The following is a 17,401-nucleotide window of genomic DNA, read 5'->3' on the forward strand; positions in this document are numbered from 1 at the left end:
TTTCAAAGCTGATTTTTATGTTAATTTACTGTTTTGTTTTTATGCGATATTGTTACTAAAAATAAATTTTAGGAACGATAAGAATGAATAATAATCAAGACGCTTTACCTTCAGGGGTTGTTGCGCGTTTTTTAAATTTTGTTGAGCGGGTTGGCAATAAGCTTCCAGATCCAGCCGTAATATTTCTGTTTGCAATGTTATTAATTTGGTTTTTGTCGTGGTGGTTTTCAGGCGTAAGCTTTGATGCAATAGATCCACGTACCGGTGAAGCGATTATTATTAATAATATGCTGGCAAGTGATTCGCTCGCTACTTTTTTATCCTCTATGGTAAAAACTTTTACTGGCTTTGCTCCCTTAGGTGTGGTGTTAGTAGCTATGTTAGGTGTCGGTGTTGCAGAGCATTCGGGCTTTATTAATACCGGTCTTAAGTTAATGCTTAAAGTTACTCCTAAAAAGCTATTAACGCCTTCAATCATTTTAGTGGCCATTGTGAGCCATACCGCTACTGACGCAGGTTATGTATTAGTTATTCCACTTGCAGGTGTTATATTTTATGCTGCAGGACGCCATCCGCTTGCGGGTATTGCAGCTGCCTTTGCAGGAGTCAGTGGTGGTTTTGGGGCTAACTTTATTCCATCGGGTATCGACCCATTACTACAAAGCTTTACCCAAAGTGCGGCGCAAATAATTAATCCTGCAATAACAATTAACCCGTTAAATAACTGGGCATTTGCTTCAGCATCTAGCTTATTTATTGTGGCATTAGGCTGGTACATTACCGATAAAATTATTGAACCACGTTTACAAAAAACAGCAGTTGATGGTGCTAAAGAGGATTTACCTGTATTTGAAGATGCACGTAGTGATGAAAAACGTGCCTTTTATATAGCCAGTACCGTGATGATTGCAGGACTTGCGTTATTAGCATTTGTCTCTGCTCCAGACGATTCTGCAATGCGCAGTAGTGATGGATCCCTTACTAATTTTAGCTCTCCTTTAATGCAATCAATTGTACCACTAATATTTTTACTTTTTTGGATCCCAGGCACTGTATATGGTTTTACGGTAGGTACCTTTAAAACTTCAAAAGATATGATTGATGCAATGAGTAAAGCGATGAGCGGCATGGCATATTATATAGTCATGGCGTTTTTCTGTTCGCTATTTATTGCTGCATTTAGTAAATCAAATTTAGGTGCACTGCTCGCAATTGAAGGTGCGCAGTTATTAAAGGCGATGGAATTGCCAAGTGCAGTAACGGTTGTAGGAATTATCTTTTTAACCGGCTTTGTTAACTTGTTTGTAGGTTCAAGTTCAGCAAAATGGGCGTTACTTGGCCCCATTTTTGTACCGATGTTAATGCAACTTGGTATTTCGCCAGACTTAACTCAAGCCGCTTATCGTGTAGGTGACTCAAGCTCTAATATTATTACACCGTTAATGCCATACTTCCCATTGGTGGTGGTGTACTGTCAAAAGTATGTCAAAGGCACCGGTATAGGCACTTTAATTGCTATTATGCTGCCGTACTCAATCGCCTTTATGATTGGCTGGAGTATTTTCTTGCTAGGTTATTGGGCACTTGGTATTCCTTTAGGTTTAGATGCTAGCTACATTTATCCAGCATTGCCTTAACCTAAACCTTTAAAAACCTCACTCACTTGAGTGAGGTTTTTAAATAAAAGTCCTGTAATGTAAAAGTAAGTCTAAGTTACCTTTCTAAATCTCTCACTATATAGCCAAATAAGCTGGCCTCTCCAACAATATACACATAATCATTTTTGTTGTTCATTATTGTAGACTTATCGTCATACCACCTAAAATGATGAATCTTATTCGTTTTAGGGTCTTTGAAGTATAAACGAGTACAGCTATCTTCATACTCAGTGCCACACTCTTGTACATCGGTCAGGATGTATTCTTTATACCAATAGTCGCCTTGCGTGTAGTAAGCCCATAATTTAATAGGATCAGAGATAAAAATATAGAGTATTCCATAGATTAATAAAGGGGATAATGGGTACATGAAAATGGATGCTAATTTTATTTTAGTATCTGAGAAATTATATTTAAGTGATTCTCTATATTTACTGCAGCGTTTATATTTATTGAAAATAAGTATATTTAAATAGATAAATAGTGCACAACAGATAATAGGGAGGGTTATAAAGAAAACAACGCCGTATAGTTCATTTGAGATGAATGGTGGATCTGTAAAGTCCATTAAAATAGGTATAGTGATGCATAATAAAATGGGGAGTACTATTGCTACAAAGAGCAAGTTGTCGTAAATCTTTTTCAATTTTTAATTCGTCCGTGAACTATAGCCTTTGTCTAGTTTACAGAATTTTTGTTATTTTAAAAATCAGAGAAATGTATTTATAGGCATTAAGCAACCCGAACTCAGGCTAAAAAAACTATCTCAAGCCGCTATTGAATTGACGCGAAAGTTTACTTTGTTTTCACTGTAGCAGCAGCTTAAAAACAAAAAAACCTTGTCACTTTCGTGGCAAGGTTTTTTTATTAAAGAGTCGTTGCTTATTTAGCTGTGAAGCTTACAGGGCGACGTTCTTTACGAGGACCAGTACGCTTATCACCGCGTTGGCTATCGTCTTTATCTTTACTAAAGGTGCGCTTTTTGTCACCAGCTGGACGCTCAGAGCGTTCTGCACGTGGCTCAGCAGGGCCTTGATCTTGTGTAATTGTTAAGCCCATAGGACGTTTACAAATAAACACTTTTTGGAAATGATCAAGTACATCTTTAGGCATGTTTTGCGGTAATTGAACCGTACTGTGATTGTCGTGTAAACGAATATCACCAATAAACTTGCTTGAGATGTCAGCTTCGTTAGCGATAGCGCCAACAATGTTCTTAACCTGAACACCGTGTTCACGACCTACTTCGATACGGTAAGTATCCATAGGGCCTGCATCACGGCTGTTACGTTCGCGAGGTTTACGCTCAGCGCGTTCACCACCACGTTCGCCGCCACGTTCGTTACGACGTCCACGGTCACCACCGCGATCATTGCGGTCGTTACTACGTGGGTTGCGATCGTTACGCTCGTTACGTTCACGAGGTTGAATCTTAACTTCTTCAACTTTAATTGGAGACTGTTGCTGTGCTAAACACAGTAACGCACCCGCTAAGCTTTCAAGAGGAAGTTCAAGTTTTTCAGCCATGTTAGTAGCTATCTCGTTAAAGAATGTAATATCTTTGTTTTCAAGCGCAATAGTTAATTTTGCTTGTAACGCTTCAATACGTTTTTCTTCAACGATTTTTGCAGTTGGTAATTCAACTTGTGCAATTTCAGACTTCGTATGACGAATGATATTTTTAAGTAAATAACGTTCGTTATGTTTTACGAATAAAATTGCTTTACCAGTACGACCAGCACGACCTGTACGGCCGATACGGTGAACGTAGGCTTCAGAATCTTGTGGGATATCGTAGTTGATAACTAAGCTTAAGCGGTCAACATCTAGACCACGAGCAGCAACGTCTGTTGCAATAACAACATTTAGCATGCCGCTTTTTAAGCGTTCTACAGTGCGTTCACGTGCTTGCTGGTTCATATCACCATTAAGTGGAGCAGCAGAGAAACCTTCGCGCTCTAATAACTCAGCAAGTTGTACTGTATCGTTACGCGTACGTACGAAAACAATAGCACCTTCATACTGTTCAGCTTCTAAGAAGCGAACAATAGCTTTATTTTTATGTACGCTTGCATTCCAAAACACTTGCTCAACAGATGATACTGTAGAGTTACGCGCAGAAATATGAACCTGTTCAGGATTGTTCATATACTTGCTGCTGATGTTTTGAATTTGCTTAGGCATAGTCGCAGAGAAAAGACATGTTTGCTTTTCGCGCGGTGTTTTTTCCATGATGCTTTCTACATCATCGATAAAGCCCATACGTAACATTTCATCGGCTTCATCAAGTACAAGTGCTTGTAGAGCATCAAACTTGATAGTGCCACGGTTAATGTGATCGATTAAACGACCTGGAGTTGCAACAATAACCTGAGCGCCACGACGAAGTGCGCTTAATTGGATACTGTAGCTTTGGCCACCATATAGTGCCAATACTTCAATACCACGAACATGTTTAGCATATTGTTCGAATGCCTCAGCAACTTGGATCGCAAGCTCACGTGTTGGTGTGAGTACAAGGATCTGTGGCTGTTTCACAGACGGGTCAATATTATTTAGTAATGGCAGTGCAAATGCTGCGGTTTTACCTGTACCCGTTTGAGCTAGTCCCAGTACGTCCTTTCTTTCTAGCAATAACGGTATACATTGAGCTTGGATTTCAGATGGTGTCTTGTAACCCAACTCTTCAACTGCCTTCAAAATTGCAGGAGAAAGATTTAGAGATTCAAACGTGACTGGTTCTGACATTAATACGCCTCAACGAATTTAAAGAGGCGCGCATTATATAGGATTCGCGAGGCAAATGCTTGTATAAATTGAAACTAATTTGTATGTGTTTGATGTTGGTCGAAATTTAACCAGCTCAATGTAGGGTTTATTAAGCTGGTTAACATATTTAATACAAAGCTTATTTATACAAGCCTAGGTTTTCTTTTGCGTAAGCTTCAAATTCTGTAAATCCACCAATGTGATTTTGGTCTACAAAAATTTGTGGAACAGTAGGGCAAGGCTTACCCGCTGACTTTTCAAGGTCGGCTTTACTAATGCCCTCTTTAATTATGTCGATGTAACGAAATTTAAAGTCATCACGTTCATTTGATAATTGCTCAGCAACATCTTTCGCACGAACACAAAATGGACAACCTTCACGGCCAAAAATTACGGTTAACATAGCTTTCTCCTCAATTTGATTAATATCAGTTTAAATGAATGGAAAATTATTTAAAGAGAAAAAAATCGATTGCACCATTCTAATAAAAGCATAAATCATATTATGCATAGCAATATGATTTGCAAAATGCGAATGAAAAACCAGAGCCCTGTTTGTCTAATACTTAAGTCTATGAATGCAAGTGTGTTTATAAGAATTAATTTATGGCACATAACTTGATGATGTAGAGCTATACATTGGGTTAACGAGAATGCTTTATGAATATTAATAGTCACGTTTTAGAAATTATCCAAGGGGTAATAGGTAAATATTGTGAAACCCAAAGTCAAAAATTCTCTATTACCTTAATCAACAAGTTGCAATGTAACTACGTCTGTTTGCAAATTCCGCCAGAGCAAATGATTGCACAATGCGAGGCGTTTCTTACTCCGGCGCTAGCAGCAGTAAAGCAGTGCTTTTTACTTAACCTCGAAGCAAATATTCAGGGAGTTAGTATTCACTATCAGATTGATGATTCTGAACAAGTAAACACGTTGGATTTTCACGGGCTCTTAGCAACTAAAGAGTCTGTTAGTTTAGCGCTTGATGTTAGACAAAATGTAGACGTTTTAACTGATTGCGAAGCGTTACTCAAAAGCTGTTTAAAAATGTCAGCTAATACTCACGATCGTTTTGGTTTAAATTTTAAATTATTTAATAGCACGCTTAGAGAGTCTGCACAGCTAGAGGATTTACGCCATCTTAGTGGTAACGCATTAATTGATAAATTAAATAGTGACAGCTTAAATACACACATAAAGTTGTGCTCTATTAACGACATTTACGAGCTGAGCCAAGCTCATAAACTATCTAAAAAAATATTAGGCTGGCCATTTTTTGATACCGACTTAATTACTATTTTAACAACATTTCACACACAAACACGTTTATCGGTATTAGTAGCAGACGACAGCTTACCGAGCCAAATTGCTACAAAAGTAATGCTTGAAATGCTGGGCTGCTTAGTAACGTGTGCAGAAAATGGTGCCAGTGCATTAACACTTGCTCAAAATGAACCATTTGACTTGCTACTTTTAGATGAGCGTATGCCAGGAATGTTTGGTAGCGATGTGGCGCAGCAATTAGTTAGGCAAAATACACCTAATAACAATACTCCTAAAGTTATTTTAACGGGGTTAACAGGCGATGAGCAAATAGCTGAGTTGTTTGATAAAGGAATTACTCACTATTTACAGAAGCCAGTGACAAAAGCGGTACTTGAGAAATTTATTAAACCTTGGCAGTTAGCCTCTTAAATTGATTAATAAGGAGAGAGTTATGGATGATTTCTCTAAGACAGCACCTATTTTAATTGGTTTTCAAAACAATTACTTTTTGCCAAAAGGCATTTTGTATGACGAGGTTGAAGAGTCATCAAGAATTACTGGCGTGGGGGAAAATACACTCTATTTATTGACCTTCTGCGCAGAGCAATTTGCTTTAGTTATTAATACACCCATTCACTTTACGCAAAACTATAGCGAGCTTAAAAATCCGATTGGTATATTAAAAGTCATTGCGGTGGGGGCATTTAAAGCAGGTTCGTACGGTGCTCAAACCATTAAGCAGCTAGACCTTTTTAGTAATATTATAGAGGTGGTATTTGGGAAAAGAAATTTAAATGCTTTTACACATATAGGTTTAGCCGAAAACATCAAAAAACATGCGACCACTAATATAATTTTAGCGGGTACTGTGTCTTCTATCTGTATTGATTCAACTGTGCGCACTGCTGTTGCACTTGGTTCTAATGCCACTATTTTAAGTGACTGCACACCGAGATGCACTCCTTTTGAACAAGCATTCTACCGTGAAAAGGTTTCCCTTCTTTATGCACGAGTTTGTCAGAGTAATACTTTTATAAAGTATTGGAGAGATCATGAATAATAATGATGAGCTACAAGTTCAAATCCAATATGCACTAGTTGAAAAACTTTCCAATAGTAATCGACGTCAAGCAAAGCTATTAGCTATTTTAGATGAGTGTATTTTTGAGTGTGATAAACATTTGAATTTTACTTATATTAATGAAGCTTGGGAGAAGAAGTTAGGTTACTCAACCGATTCATTAATTGGCTCCAATATTACTAAGTTAATGAATTGCGATGATATTATGCATTTTGTCGCATACAGCTGTTGTTTACTAGAAGGGAAGCAGGCTCCCAGTGTAGAAATACAAATTAAAAGCAGCATCGGGCTCATGAACTGGTTTGAGTTAAGGTTAGTTTATGATGAAAAAAGCGGCTTTATAGGCTCGTTCTATGACATTCAACGTCATAAAGATTCTCAATTTTTGCTAACGCAACAGCAAAAATATGTTAAACGCTTATCGCTTGTTGCGAGCCATACAAATAACTTAGTGATTATTACAGATAAGTTTGGTGTGATTGAGTGGGTTAACAATAGTTTTGAAGTACTTACAGGTTACACCTGTGATGAGGTTATAGGCACTAGCCCAGGTCAATTGCTACAAGGGCCAAAAACATGTGAAAAAAGTCGTAAGGTTATGTCTCACGCTGTAAAAAATGGGCTTCCTTTTCAAGTTGAAACCACAAATTATGATAAGAATGGTAACGTTTATTGGGTTGCTATTGATGCAAACCCAGTGCGAGATGATGAAGGTAAAGTAAAGCATTTTATCGCTATAGAAACTAATATTACGCAGCGAGTTAAAGCTGAACAAGCAATGGCAGAGATAGAATATAACTACCACTCTGTCGTCGATAATATTCCTGATATTGTTTTACGCCTTGATACATTTGGCAATTTATTATTTATAAATCAAGCATGGCAACGCGTCTTACACAGCAATGTAGATGAGAGCCTTGGCTTACCTATAATTAAGTTTATAGCAAAAGAAGATGTAGAAAAAATTTGTAGCACTTTGCTTGATTATAAACAAGGTAAGCGTGATATACGTCGCTTTGATATACGTTTGATTAATGCACAAGGCATAAATAATTGGGTTGAAATGACACTTACTCCCATTGTGGGTGGCTACGAAAGCGATTTGTTATCTATTGCCGCAACACTTGTTGATATACAAGAACGTATTGAAAGCGAGCAAATATTGCTTGAAGCTAAACATCAGGCAGAAACATTAGCTGAGTCTAAAAGCCGATTTATGGCAAATATTAGCCATGAAATTCGCACGCCATTAAATGCCGTTATTGGCTCTGCAGATATTTTGCATCATACCGGTTTAACTTCTGAGCAAATGCGTTACACGCAAATGATTAAAACAAGCTCTGATGCATTACTGAGTGTATTGGACGATGTATTAACGTATTCGCGTTTTGAAGCACAAGCTATAACACTCGATAATCAGCCATTTAGTATTGATACGTGTATTGAAGAAGCAATAGATATTATTACCCAAAGTGCTTTGCAAAAAGGGCTTGAGGTTGTTTTTGATTTTTATCCTGATGTCCCCGCTCAAGTAATTGGTGATCATGCACGTATAAGGCAAATAGCCATTAATTTATTAGCCAATGCGATTAAGTTTACTCAACAAGGCGTAATAACGGTGACCGTTAGATGTACTTACATTGGAGCCAATAATTTAAATCTTCATTTATCAGTAAAAGACACTGGAATGGGAATCGCAAAAAATAAAATAGAAAGTATGTTTATGCCTTTTATTCAATCAGATAATTCAATTACCCGAAAACATGGTGGTAGTGGCTTAGGCCTTGCGATATGTAAGCAAATTTGTGATGTAGTAGGGGGAGATATTTCGGTTAACTCTGAGCTCAATAAAGGGAGTGAGTTTATCGTTAATTACCCGTTAAAAATAGACACAACAGACTCAATATTGCGAGAGGGGTTTGCAGCACGAAGTAAAAAGCCAAGAGTATGGATTGTAGGACATAATCAAATTTTAAAAACCGCGTTGGAGCACACACTCACTCGGTTTTCTATCGCTTTTGAGCACTATGAAATATGTCCAGATATCCCTGAGTATGATAGTTTTCCTGATGCAATTGTATTAACTGATCCTCCAATGCTAGCCCAAACACGCGAGTGTATAAATACATATAACTCCCTTAATTCACCATGTTTACTTATCTTAGACTTACTAGGTGAAAGCTTATTACCGCAAAATCTTAACGACAGAGAGCTTAGGTTAAATGGCCCTTTTAAAGTATCGCATGTACCGCGAGCAATTAGTTTATTGGAAGAGCAGTTATTTCATTTAGATATTATATTTACTAATCGTGAACAAAAAGAAGCCTTAGAAAGCTCTTCAGGGTTAGCTCAGTTGAATGGGACCAATGTATTGGTTGCTGAAGATAATACTAATAATCAAATAGTAATAAGACAGTTTTTAGAGCAAAAAGGTTGTCGGGTATATATTGCTAGCGATGGTCAAGAGGCAATATTAAAGGCGCAAAGAGATGAAATTGATATTATTTTTATGGATATCCAAATGCCAATACTAGATGGGATCTCTGCAACCAAAGCAATCAGAAAGTTAGGTATAGCCACTCCTATAATAGCGCTCACAGCAAATGCAATTCATGGTGATAAAGAGCGATTTATTGAAGCGGGGATGAATGATTATTTAGCTAAACCAATTGTAAGTGAAACACTTTATTTATTGCTTGATAAATATGCACCAAAGCAGGCTATTGAATCTAAGCATTTAAAGCTTACTCGTTTAGTGCAAGTGTGGGAAAAGCTGAGTTGAGCAATTGAAGAGCAATATAAAAAGTGGGTTTGTGTTGCATAAAACTTGATAAACGAAGAAATTAACCTAGTATTTTAGGAGTAAGTTAAATTTATTTTTTAGTATTTAATGAGTGTTTTTATTATAGTTTTTCAATTTGATTCGCAAATTGCAATTCAAAATAAAAATACAACGTTACGAATTGTTTTTGGATTCTAAATTACATTTTTAATTTTTTTAATACTTTGATTTTGTTGTTTATTTTATCTTTCGTTTGTTTTTGTTTAGTTGGCACGGCTTTCGCAACATATTAAATATCAAATCAAGACAATTTAGTTAAATTTTTAAGAGGTGCAATATGCAAACAAATACAAAAGCCAAACAACAACCTAAAAGTAATAATTGGGTACTTACACCTGAAATCATGGTTTTGTCTATTTTGCTTGTAGCTACCTTAGTAATAGGTATTACAGTTCTGCGCGGTAGCGATTCTGTAGAGCCGTTAACGGACATACAGCCGATTACTTTTACACAAGCTGATGTTGAAAATGCACAGTCGATGAGTAATACGTTTGACTCGCAAAATACTAACTATGCACAACATGTAACAGCCCCTAAAAACGAAAATAACGACACTCTTTCAAACTAGAGACTTTTGCGCAGGTAACTATTTATTGTTGCCTGCGTTTTTTTATGTTTCCTGCCACCGTTTTAACTTTTTATCCCTAGCTTTAAAATTACGTGTACGCTTTTTAATTCAAGCTGTGCGTAACCAAATTAGTTTTATCCAGCCTTTCTTTATACTCATCTTCAATTACTAATCCTTACTTTTAGCCAACAATTATTAACTGGTTTCTCTGTGCTGTTTGGGCTTGAGTAAGCTCTCATTTATTAATTTAGGTGCATTGCAAATTGAATTGCAAAATGCAAATAAAATGGAAAAATTTAAATACTCAAATAACTAAACTTAACCTTTTGAATTTGCTGTTTTTATTTTTGTTTTATTCACTTTCTAAATGGTCTGTAACTTGCTCTTGATTACATAAGTCACTAAGAGTGAAAATCGGAGCAAAACATGAATGCATTTAAGTACCTAGAAGCAGAAAGCCCAGTCAATCTCGCAAGATGGCATGAGTTAGAGAGAATCATGTCGGATGCAATGCAAAATAATTATTTTAAAATGGTTTATCAACCGCTTGTATCATTAGGAACGGGAAAGTTGGTCGGCTTTGAATCGCTAGTAAGGTGCCAATCACCCCGCTTTGGTATTGTAGGCCCTGATGAGTTTATCCCTCATGTAGAGCAATCGGGAATGATTTTAGAATTAGGTGACTGGATTTTTGAGCAATGTTTGTCTGATTTAAAACAGATGCGACATTTTGGTATGACAGATATTGCTGTTTCTTTAAATATTTCACCGGTACAAATTTTAGATGGTGATGTGTTTTCAAAAGTAATGGCTTTGCTAGAAAAGCACCAAATACCACCACAAGCCATTAAAGTTGAATTAACGGAAACAGCGCTAATTCATAGTCCTGATAAAATAGCTAAGGCGTTTGAAAACTTCCATAAAGAAGGCGTAAAGGTGTGGATTGATGATTTTGGCACTGGGTACGCGTCTTTAGGTCTACTTCGTCAATTTGATATCGATGGTTTAAAAATTGATCGCAGTTTTGTAAGTGGTATTGCAACTAATAACGAAGACTTTACGTTATGTAGCGCAATTATTGCGATGGCTCAACGATTGGGCTTACAAACTGTAGCAGAAGGCATTGAAGAGAATGAGCAATTACAAATATTAGAACAACTTGGTTGTGATATTGCTCAGGGGTACTTGCTCGATAAGCCGCAAACATTAACAAAAAGTATTGATACCTGGGCTCTGTAATTGTTTATATTCATTTTGATTTGCAAAATGCAAAAAACAAATTACTCTTAAACTACAATTCTTACATTTTATTAGTGTACGAAGCTTTAACTTACACAAAGGTTATCTATGCCTATATCAGAGCAGTTTATCGATAAAAGTATTACGGAGCTAAATGTTTTAATTCAACTTGAAAAGGATGTTGGAATAAGCGTTTTAGCTCGATTAGTAAACTTATTTATCGATGAATTAGTTACTATGGCTAACCAATTAGATACGGCAATTAATAATGCAGATATTATAAAAATTAGAGAAATAATGCATGTTTTGAAAAACTCGGCTGCCTTATATGGAGCCGCTCCTTTAGCTGCATTGGCAACACAGTTACACGATTCACCACCACCAACCACAGAAGAAAATTTGCACGCAGCGCTTGTTATTAAGCATAACTTGGATAAAACCAGAGATGCATATCAAATAATGAGTAAGAGTATAGCTATCTAGGAGAAAGCCGTGTCAGATATAATGGGTAAAGGCCTTGTTTATATTGTTGAAGATAGCATCGCAAGTGGTGCTTTGTACGCCAGTCAGCTAGAGCAAGTAGGTTTTGAATGTAAGCATTTCGCAGATGGATATTCTGCTTTGGTCGGTATTAAAGAAAAAATGCCTGCGGTGATAGTACAAGATGTATGCTTGCCTGATATAAGTGGGCTTGAAGTTTTACAATTTGTAAATAAACAAAAAAATCCTGCTAATGTAGTCATGATCACCTCAAATAGTTCTATTGATATTGCAGTGGAAGCTATGCGTTTAGGTGGCTTCGATTTTTTAGAAAAACCCTTCACAAGTCAGCGACTTATTAGCTCAGTAGAAAGTGCGTTAACACCCAAAGAGCAAGCTAAAGTACAACCTTTGGTTCAAAGCAGTGATAAAAGCCAAGATTTTGTTGGTGAATCTCTCGCAATGAAAACCGTTTTTAGATTGCTAGATAGCGCAGCTAGAAGCAAAGCATGCGTATTTATTACAGGTGAAAGTGGAACCGGTAAAGAAGTATGCGCACAAACCCTTCATGATTCGAGCCCTCGCAGCCAAGGCCCTTTTATTGCTATAAACTGTGCTGCGATCCCTGCTGAGTTATTTGAATCAGAATTTTTTGGGCATGTTAAAGGGGCATTTAGTGGCGCTTTAAGCGATCGTAAGGGCGCAGTTGAAGTGGCCAACGGCGGTACGTTATTTCTAGATGAACTATGTGAAATGGAGCTTAACTTACAAGCTAAGTTATTGCGCTTTTTACAAACCGGCATATTTAGCAAGGTTGGTAGCAGCGAGGTATTACACAGCGATGTTCGCTTGGTATGTGCAACCAACAGAAATCCAATAATAGAGGTAGCAGAGGGGCGCTTTAGAGAAGATTTATATTATCGTTTAAATGTTATCCCCGTAAAGCTCCCGCCTTTAAGGGAGCGCGGAAACGATATTTTACTGCTCGCTGAGTATATTTTAAAACAAAAAAGCGATAGCAACGCTAAACATTTTATTGGCTTTTCTGATGAAGTTAAGGCGCTTTTTTGTAATTACGATTGGCCAGGTAATATACGCGAACTGCAAAATGTAATTGAAAATACAGTCGTTATTAATGATGGCGATGTAATAGAAAGAGATATGCTACCAAATTCATTTGGTCTAGGCGCTGTAAAACACTCAAGCTCAGCTAAGTCAATTCACAATACAAACGATCAGAGTGTTCAATTATCTCCTATGTCGGTTCACGATATAGAACCATTATGGCAAGTTGAAAAAAGGGCTATTGAAAACGCAATCAAAAGCTGCGAAGACAACATTCCTCTTGCTGCTGCTTATTTAGGGGTAAGTGCATCTACCATTTATAGAAAAATAAAGGGATGGTCTTAAAGCTTTAATAGATTTTAATTGCAATTTTAGGTTGAATTAATAAAAGTTACCCTAAACTCTATGTGTGAGAGCAAAATTAATTTTTAATCTGAAATAGTAAAAGGAGATCGCAATGAGTAACACTAGTTTAAAACCTGCGGATATTATGCCATCACTAGTAGTGAGTGATGTTGATGAGAAAAAGGTAGATTTAGTTGACAGAATAAGTGACTCTCCGTGGAAAATGATTGTTGTTTATCGAGGCCAGCACTGCCCTAAATGTACTGCGCAACTCAACGAGCTTGCTAAAGTTCATAAAGACTTTAAAGAGGCTGGAGTTGAAGTGGTTGCAGTAAGTGGTGATAGCCATGAGCAGCTTAATAAACATCTTGAAAAAATAGATATTAACTTCCCAATTTACTATGGTTTAACAATCGAACAAATGACTGATTTAGGGCTACATATTAGCGAGCCTCGCAGTGGTGCAGAAACTGATCATCCATTTGCTGAACCAGGAATTTATGTGCTTAATGAAAAAAATCAGCTTCAAATGGTAGATATATCAAACAGCCCGTTTGTTCGTCCTGATTTAGAGCAACTGCTAGGTGGGATTAAGTTTTCAAGAGAAAACGACTATCCAATCCGGGGCACATTTATTAAATAGTATTCATTTTAAATGGTTTCAAAAAAGGCACTCTTCAGTGCCTTTTTTATTTATTTTTAATAAATTTACTTGAAAACAATTTTACCGTCCATATATAGTTAAGTAGGACGCCTGATGGGTCCTAAATTAAACTTAAACAATTGAAATTTATATTATTAATTAAACTTTGCTTGAGCTTGTTCAATAGAAAAGCACATGCAAAATATCGCTTAAATATGAGGATATTATTATGCGTACAGTAGACTTATCACCACTTTATCGTTCATTTATCGGCTTCGAACATTTAGCATCACTTATGGATGCGGCAGCTAATACAGACAAGCAGCCGAGTTTTCCTCCTTACAATATAGAAGCACTCGATAAAGACAAATACAGAATCACTATGGCCGTTGCCGGTTTTAGTGATAGTGAATTAACCATTGAGTCAGAAAACAACACATTAAAAGTTGCAGGTATTAAAGCTAATAAAGATGAAAATAATGAACGTAAGTTTATTCATCAAGGTATAGCAGAGCGTAACTTTGAACGTAAATTTCAGCTTGGAGACCATGTAAAAGTACTTGGTGCCGATTTAGCTAACGGCTTATTAAGCATAGAGTTACAGCGTGAAATTCCTGAAGCACTTAAACCACGTAAAATAGAAATTGGTAATAGTAATCTAATAGAAGGTAAATAGTCTTCTAAAGTACATATTCCCCTGATTATTTAGCCGCCTCATTTGAGGCGGTTTTTTTACTTAAAGCGCTTCTAAATTATTAAGGTAGTAGGTTGCTTGTTGCAGCGTTTGTTCTTGAAGTGTTTCATCTTGTTTATCCCAGTTTTTATATACCATACCAATACGTGGGTTCTTCTCTAGCCTGTCTCTGTGTCTATTCATGAAATGCCAATACAAGCTATTTAGCGGGCAAGCTTTATCTCCTACTTTTTGTTTAACATCGTACTGACAGCTTTTGCAATAATCGCTCATTTTATTAATGTAGTTACCGCTTGCAGCATAAGGCTTTGTTGCAATTATTCCATCATCGGCAAACTGACTCATGCCTCGGGTGTTGGGCATTTCTACCCATTCTATGGCATCTATATAAACGCCTAAGTACCAGTTGTCTACGTCATCAGGGTTTATTCCTGTGAGCATGCAAAAGTTCCCAATAACCATTAGGCGCTGAATATGATGAGCATAAGCGGTTTCAAGGCTTTGCTTGAGTGAGTGGCTTAGACAATTCATTTTTGTAGAGCTGTTCCAAAAATAAGATGGCAGTTTATTTTTGGCTTGTAATTGATTTTTAACTGCGTAGTCGGGCATGTTAATCCAATAAATGGCACGTACATACTCTCTCCAGCCTAATATTTGCCTAGTAAAGCCCTCTACTTGCGAGAGGGATATTTCATTGGGTCTTTGTTCGTATTCGCTTATTACACGTTTGATTACATATAACGGGTGGAGTATTTTTGCGTTTAGGGCAAACGATAAACGGCTATGGTACAGGCTGGTATTGTTTTTACTTTGATCTGTCATCGCATCTTGAAAGTGACCAAAGCGACTAAGTAAGTGCTCACAAAAGTATTCAAGAGATTCAATCGCTTGTTTACGCGTTGTTGGCCACTCCAGTGAATGTTCATTTATTTCACCCAAATAAGCGACGTTGTGTTTATTTAAACGAGAAATAATGCTGCTAACATCAGTATTGAATAACTTAGGCTCTGGGATGTCGGCTAAGTCTTTTTTAGAAAATTTATTACGATTATTACTATCAAAATTCCATTTGCCACCAGTTGGCTTTGCATCATCAATTAATATATTAAATTGCTTACGCATAGCACGATAAAAGTGCTCCATTGTTACATGTTTGTTTTTTGTAAAGCGTGTTTTTATATCGGTGAACGGTAATAAAAAGTGTTCAGTATCTGTAGCAATTACATTTAATGAGCTATCACTCTTAAACTTAGCTAATTGAGATTTTAGCCTAAACTCGTCAGGGTATTGATATTCAATAGAGTCGCATTGGTATTTATCGGCAACTCGCTTGAGTAATTCAATCAAGTCCTTGTCGTCATCGGTATCATCAAGTGTTAAATGTAAAACATTAAAACCTGCCGTGTTTAATGCAGTTGCAAAGTTTTCCATAGCATTAAAAAAAGCACACAGTTTTTGAATGTGATGTTTAACGTAGTCAGTTTCTTGTTTTAGTTCTGCGATGAGGTAAAGCGTGTCGTCGTCTTTTTGCTTGTACCATGAATGAGATGGGTTTAGCTGATCGCCTAGTATTAGTCTGAGTGTTTTGTGATGGGTCATAGTAAAGCCAAATTTTTTTATACGGACGTATTTAATTAAAGGATCGTTTTACTATTTAACTACGAGTGAATAGAGCAAAAAGGCTTAACCGATTATCAAGGCAATAAAGGCGTGTTGGATCATGGTGTGCAAATGAGTTTAATTAATGGGGAGGTTAAGTAAGTTAAATTGCCACCCCTAAAATTTTATATTTAAATTTTATTACTTTGCTTTTGCTGCATTTTTTGTTGTAACGAAACCACATTAGATACATTAAATAGAATATTGCTGGCAAAGTTTTCAAAATATTTAAGGGCTTTTTTCCAAGCGAGCTGGCTCTCAGGAGTAAAGTGTTTACCAAGGTGCTCTTTAAGGGTTTCGTAAAACGCATCAGATAATAGTGCAATGTCATTTTGTGAAACACTGCTTTTTTTTAGGTATATTAAATGATGTGCTAAAAAAGGAGCTACCGATGCTGGCTTATCTAAATGTTTAACAATTCGTTCTAACACACAAAAAAGGGTAAAACTCTTTTCGTTAAATTGTAAGGCTGTTGGGTAATTCATTTCAATGCTAGATTCAGCCAATTTACTGTGAAATCGAGCCGTGAATGCATGAAAATTTGGCTTAATAATTGTTAAGTTATTTAACAATGCTGATTGTTGTTGGTTCATTTTTATCTCGCTGCAGTGAGTAATAACTATTATTATTAAGTAGCATAAAATTGATTATAGCGGGCAGATAAAATTCTGCACGTTTTTTTAGTGTTAAAGTATGGGTTTTAGTTATATCAATTTATTTTCTGGTAAATTGTAAGCATCTAAAAGGTACTAAGGTAGCTCAAATTTAGTTTGTTTGATTTTCACTCAAAAATAATAAGCTGTAATATTTAATAATTTAGAGACAGCATTTTATAAAATTGATTGATTACTTATATATACATTAAATTAGCATCTTGACGAATTGGAAATTTTACAAACTAATTGCGTATTATAGTTGCTAATCATCCCGTACATCCTTATAATAGCGGCCATTGTTTAGCATGTTGTAAAACAGCTAACAGCGATATTAAATTTAAAGTTTGATATCTATTGGCGCGGGATGGAGCAGTCTGGTAGCTCGTCGGGCTCATAACCCGAAGGTCGTCGGTTCAAATCCGGCTCCCGCAAC

General features: G+C 36.6%; 15 protein-coding genes and 1 tRNA gene. 11 read left to right on the top strand and 5 right to left on the bottom strand.

Annotated elements, in window-relative coordinates:
• The first annotated feature begins 83 nt into the window (after positions 1–83).
• A complete protein-coding gene (locus tag I6E72_RS04825; protein ID WP_039489264.1) occupies positions 84–1,637 on the top strand; it encodes an AbgT family transporter in 1,554 nt (517 codons plus the stop codon).
• Between the two features lie 76 nt (positions 1,638–1,713).
• Here I6E72_RS04825 and I6E72_RS19710 read toward each other — a convergent pair whose 3' ends face one another.
• From I6E72_RS19710 to I6E72_RS04840, 3 genes are all read right to left on the bottom strand, one after another.
• Positions 1,714–2,028, bottom strand: a complete 315-nt coding sequence (locus I6E72_RS19710) for a hypothetical protein (RefSeq protein WP_231620497.1) — start codon at positions 2,026–2,028, stop codon at positions 1,714–1,716.
• Positions 2,029–2,540: 512 nt separating this feature from the next.
• The gene (locus tag I6E72_RS04835) at positions 2,541–4,406 is read right to left on the bottom strand and encodes a DEAD/DEAH box helicase (protein ID WP_007585469.1); all 1,866 of its coding nucleotides are present in this window, start codon (positions 4,404–4,406) and stop codon (positions 2,541–2,543) included.
• A 160-nt stretch (positions 4,407–4,566) separates the two neighbouring features.
• Positions 4,567–4,830 carry a GrxA family glutaredoxin gene (locus I6E72_RS04840; protein WP_007585470.1) on the bottom strand — a complete coding sequence of 88 codons (264 nt, stop codon included), beginning with the start codon at positions 4,828–4,830 and terminating at the stop codon, positions 4,567–4,569.
• A gap of 257 nt (positions 4,831–5,087) precedes the next feature.
• Between I6E72_RS04840 and I6E72_RS04845 the strand changes: the two genes are divergently transcribed.
• The 9 genes from I6E72_RS04845 to I6E72_RS04885 all read left to right on the top strand — a co-directional run bounded on the left by I6E72_RS04845 (position 5,088) and on the right by I6E72_RS04885 (position 14,635).
• Positions 5,088–6,125, top strand: coding sequence for a response regulator (locus tag I6E72_RS04845; protein WP_010554674.1), 1,038 nt, complete (start codon positions 5,088–5,090; stop codon positions 6,123–6,125).
• 22 nt (positions 6,126–6,147) lie between these two features.
• Positions 6,148–6,756, top strand: a complete 609-nt coding sequence (locus I6E72_RS04850) for an isochorismatase family cysteine hydrolase (protein WP_197111235.1) — start codon at positions 6,148–6,150, stop codon at positions 6,754–6,756.
• Complete coding sequence (locus I6E72_RS04855; protein ID WP_197111237.1) at positions 6,749–9,559, top strand: PAS domain-containing hybrid sensor histidine kinase/response regulator; 2,811 nt, start codon at positions 6,749–6,751, stop codon at positions 9,557–9,559. The genes I6E72_RS04850 and I6E72_RS04855 overlap by 8 nt, the downstream gene beginning before the upstream one ends.
• Before the next feature lie 337 nt (positions 9,560–9,896).
• Positions 9,897–10,187 (top strand): hypothetical protein, encoded by a 291-nt coding sequence (locus I6E72_RS04860; RefSeq protein ID WP_007585474.1) that lies wholly within the window; start codon positions 9,897–9,899, stop codon positions 10,185–10,187.
• A 426-nt stretch (positions 10,188–10,613) separates the two neighbouring features.
• Positions 10,614–11,426 carry a putative bifunctional diguanylate cyclase/phosphodiesterase gene (locus tag I6E72_RS04865; RefSeq protein ID WP_139016253.1) on the top strand — a complete coding sequence of 271 codons (813 nt, stop codon included), beginning with the start codon at positions 10,614–10,616 and terminating at the stop codon, positions 11,424–11,426.
• Between the two features lie 108 nt (positions 11,427–11,534).
• Positions 11,535–11,909, top strand: a complete 375-nt coding sequence (locus tag I6E72_RS04870) for an Hpt domain-containing protein (RefSeq protein ID WP_101216632.1) — start codon at positions 11,535–11,537, stop codon at positions 11,907–11,909.
• Between the two features lie 9 nt (positions 11,910–11,918).
• On the top strand, positions 11,919–13,316 hold the full coding sequence (locus I6E72_RS04875) for a sigma-54-dependent transcriptional regulator (protein WP_197101590.1): 1,398 nt from the start codon (positions 11,919–11,921) through the stop codon (positions 13,314–13,316).
• A 112-nt stretch (positions 13,317–13,428) separates the two neighbouring features.
• Positions 13,429–13,959 (top strand): peroxiredoxin-like family protein, encoded by a 531-nt coding sequence (locus tag I6E72_RS04880; RefSeq protein WP_007585494.1) that lies wholly within the window; start codon positions 13,429–13,431, stop codon positions 13,957–13,959.
• A 229-nt stretch (positions 13,960–14,188) separates the two neighbouring features.
• Positions 14,189–14,635, top strand: a complete 447-nt coding sequence (locus tag I6E72_RS04885) for an Hsp20 family protein (RefSeq protein WP_007585496.1) — start codon at positions 14,189–14,191, stop codon at positions 14,633–14,635.
• A 60-nt stretch (positions 14,636–14,695) separates the two neighbouring features.
• Here the strand turns inward: I6E72_RS04885 and I6E72_RS04890 are convergent, their stop codons facing one another.
• Positions 14,696–16,252 (bottom strand): cryptochrome/photolyase family protein, encoded by a 1,557-nt coding sequence (locus tag I6E72_RS04890; RefSeq protein WP_101217269.1) that lies wholly within the window; start codon positions 16,250–16,252, stop codon positions 14,696–14,698.
• Positions 16,253–16,443: 191 nt separating this feature from the next.
• Positions 16,444–16,905 (bottom strand): globin domain-containing protein, encoded by a 462-nt coding sequence (locus I6E72_RS04895; RefSeq protein WP_197111239.1) that lies wholly within the window; start codon positions 16,903–16,905, stop codon positions 16,444–16,446.
• A gap of 421 nt (positions 16,906–17,326) precedes the next feature.
• Between I6E72_RS04895 and I6E72_RS04900 the strand changes: the two genes are divergently transcribed.
• Positions 17,327–17,400 (top strand) — tRNA-Met (locus I6E72_RS04900).
• Position 17,401 lies beyond the last annotated feature (1 nt).

The organism is Pseudoalteromonas sp. NSLLW24 (assembly GCF_015864725.1).
GTDB classification, from domain to species: Bacteria; Pseudomonadota; Gammaproteobacteria; order Enterobacterales; family Alteromonadaceae; genus Pseudoalteromonas; species Pseudoalteromonas arctica.

Bases quoted from the DNA above. Each gene is read 5' to 3' on its own strand.
- I6E72_RS04850 (WP_197111235.1), top strand. From the start codon at position 6,148: ATGGATGATTTCTCTAAGACAGCACCTATTTTAATTGGTTTTCAAAAC.
- I6E72_RS04880 (WP_007585494.1), top strand. From the start codon at position 13,429: ATGAGTAACACTAGTTTAAAACCTGCGGATATTATGCCATCACTAGTA.
- I6E72_RS04825 (WP_039489264.1), top strand. From the start codon at position 84: ATGAATAATAATCAAGACGCTTTACCTTCAGGGGTTGTTGCGCGTTTT.
- I6E72_RS04885 (WP_007585496.1), top strand. From the start codon at position 14,189: ATGCGTACAGTAGACTTATCACCACTTTATCGTTCATTTATCGGCTTC.
- I6E72_RS04890 (WP_101217269.1), bottom strand. From the start codon at position 16,252: ATGACCCATCACAAAACACTCAGACTAATACTAGGCGATCAGCTAAAC.
- I6E72_RS04855 (WP_197111237.1), top strand. From the start codon at position 6,749: ATGAATAATAATGATGAGCTACAAGTTCAAATCCAATATGCACTAGTT.
- I6E72_RS04895 (WP_197111239.1), bottom strand. From the start codon at position 16,905: ATGAACCAACAACAATCAGCATTGTTAAATAACTTAACAATTATTAAG.
- I6E72_RS04845 (WP_010554674.1), top strand. From the start codon at position 5,088: ATGAATATTAATAGTCACGTTTTAGAAATTATCCAAGGGGTAATAGGT.
- I6E72_RS04840 (WP_007585470.1), bottom strand. From the start codon at position 4,830: ATGTTAACCGTAATTTTTGGCCGTGAAGGTTGTCCATTTTGTGTTCGT.
- I6E72_RS04835 (WP_007585469.1), bottom strand. From the start codon at position 4,406: ATGTCAGAACCAGTCACGTTTGAATCTCTAAATCTTTCTCCTGCAATT.
- I6E72_RS19710 (WP_231620497.1), bottom strand. From the start codon at position 2,028: ATGTACCCATTATCCCCTTTATTAATCTATGGAATACTCTATATTTTT.
- I6E72_RS04870 (WP_101216632.1), top strand. From the start codon at position 11,535: ATGCCTATATCAGAGCAGTTTATCGATAAAAGTATTACGGAGCTAAAT.
- I6E72_RS04860 (WP_007585474.1), top strand. From the start codon at position 9,897: ATGCAAACAAATACAAAAGCCAAACAACAACCTAAAAGTAATAATTGG.
- I6E72_RS04865 (WP_139016253.1), top strand. From the start codon at position 10,614: ATGAATGCATTTAAGTACCTAGAAGCAGAAAGCCCAGTCAATCTCGCA.